This is a genomic window from Paenibacillus kobensis NBRC 15729, assembly GCF_004000825.1.
GTDB classification, from domain to species: Bacteria; Bacillota; Bacilli; order Paenibacillales; family Paenibacillaceae; genus Paenibacillus_T; species Paenibacillus_T kobensis.
In genome coordinates this window covers 1-582 of the sequence record NZ_BILZ01000157.1, presented here as the reverse complement: position 1 = coordinate 582, position 582 = coordinate 1, and the positions used below count along the sequence as shown (strand labels likewise).

The following is a 582-nucleotide window of genomic DNA, read 5'->3' as shown; positions in this document are numbered from 1 at the left end:
ATAAGTAAATTCTTGCTTTTTACGGTCAATGTATTTAGTGACGTTATTGTTACCGTCATAATAATACTTTTCAACCGCGCCAGTCTGATCCATTTGTTTTTTTAATCTGCCCAACTCGTCGTACTCATTCTGTTTTACAGTTCCATCAGGATACGTGGTACTCAACAAGTTACCCATCATAGAGTAACCATAAATAACTGCCGATTTGTTGGGATCGATGGCTTTCGTTAACCGATTCATCGTGTCATATTCGTAAGTTGTTGTGGAGACCCCACTCGTTAGACTAAGAATATTACCAGCGTCATCATAGACCTTGGATTGTATCGGAATGAACTTGCCATTCTTCAATAATTCCGTCTTCACATCGCGACCCATGATATCCAGGGTCGTCCGAATTTGATTCTTTTCCTGGTCAACCGCAACGGATGTACGGGCTACGTCATTATATACGGTGGAGGAGTACGCGCCATCAACAGACTTGGATTGGATCGGACGGCCCCAGGCATCGTACGTATACGTTATTCTATTGCTGCTTGCTGCACCTTCTTGCCACGATAAGCGGCCATACGTATCGTAATCATA

The 582-nt window shown here is 43.1% G+C and carries 1 pseudogene; it reads right to left on the bottom strand.

Features of this window, described 5'->3' with window-relative positions:
- Positions 1 to 582, bottom strand: a pseudogene (locus PKO01S_RS28570) (hypothetical protein); the annotation flags it as partial.